The organism is Kutzneria buriramensis (assembly GCF_003387475.1).
Taxonomy (GTDB): Bacteria; Actinomycetota; Actinomycetes; order Mycobacteriales; family Pseudonocardiaceae; genus Kutzneria; species Kutzneria buriramensis.
In genome coordinates this window covers 1-1,376 of the sequence record NZ_QUNO01000059.1, presented here as the reverse complement: position 1 = coordinate 1,376, position 1,376 = coordinate 1, and the positions used below count along the sequence as shown (strand labels likewise).

Genomic DNA, 1,376 nt, shown 5'->3' with positions numbered 1-1,376 from the left:
GTAGTCCGGTCGACGGTGCCTTTGGCGTTGTACTTGGAGATCGCTCGTTTGACCACGCGTGGTGCGGTTCGTACGCGTCGGTCGGGCATGAGGTTGGCCAGCACGAGCCTGCCGATTGCGCCGACCAGACTGATCGAGGTGTCGGCGATGACGCTCGCGGCCAGCACGAGTTGGTCGCGGGCGGCGTGCAGAGCGACGGTGAAGCTGGCCCTGTCTGGACACATCCGCGACCGGGTGCTGGTGGCGTCGGCCATGAGCGTGCGCAGCAGATGGTAGGTGATCAGCAAGGCGTAGACCTCCTGGACGACACCGGCGGGGGTGCGGGCGCGCAGGACACGGCCGCCCAGGATGGTGGACTTCAGTTCCAGGTAAGTGGTCTCGATCTCCCATCGCTGGTGGTAGAGAGTGACCAGGTCGGCGGCGGGATAGTGGTGGTGGTCGAGCAGGGTGGTGGCCAGCCGGTAGAGGCCGGTGCGGCGGCCGGCGCTGGTGGTGATGGCGACCTCCGCGTCGATGACGCGGACCGTGGTCGCGCCCAGCACGGACAGGTAGGAGCCGTCGGGGTAGCGGGCCAGCACGGGCAGGGCGCGGCCGTTCTTCAGGCGCACCAGGATGTGCGCGCCGGTCGCGGCCAAGGTGGTGATCAGGTCGCGTGCGGCGAAGTTGCGGTCGGCCAGCAGGATCATCCCGGCGCGCAGGCTGCGGGCCAACTGTGGGGCGTAGGTGAGTTCGCCGAGATCGGTGGTGCCGAATACGGCGTCGAGGATGGTGCGGGTGCCGCAGGCGACCAGGGCGGTGAGCCGGATCTGAGGGTAGCCGGAGCCGCCATGGTTGCAGCGGTGTTTGCGGTAGGTGGTCAGGTTGGCGGGGCTGTCGGGCACGGTCATGGTGGTGCCGTCGATCGCGCAGACCAGTAGTCCTCGCCAGCGGATCGCGGGGGCGGCCGGAGCGCGGAGAAGGTCGAACAGCCATCGCAGCGGTGTGGTCCCGACGCGATGGCGGGCCTGGCACAGTGCGCCTGCGGTGGGGGTTGCCGGGCGGATGGTGCTCAGTGCGGCGGTGAGTTTGGTCCACACGCCGGGGTATCCCAGTTCGGGGAACAGGCAGGCGGCCAGCAGCAGGTAGACCACCACGCGGGAGGGCAGATCCCGCAGCCGGGCCTGTGTTTTGCGGGTCTCGGCCAGTGCTTGGTCGACCATGTCGAACGGTATGAGTTGGGTGAGTTCCCCCAGGTGTCCTGGCGCGTACGGGCCCTGGGCAACGACGACGTCATGGGTGCTGACAGACTGTGTGGGCAACGGAGTTCCTGCTGTTCATCGATCTTGGTCGACGCTGTTCTAGCAGGAGCTCCGTTGTCCGTCTCGGCCGGCTTGACA

The 1,376-nt window shown here is 68.0% G+C and carries 1 protein-coding gene; it reads right to left on the bottom strand.

Features of this window, described 5'->3' with window-relative positions:
• The coding region (locus tag BCF44_RS54590) for an IS4 family transposase (RefSeq protein ID WP_211353721.1) at positions 1-1,199 on the bottom strand (1,199 nt) is incomplete at its 3' end.
• Positions 1,200-1,376: the final 177 nt, after the last annotated feature.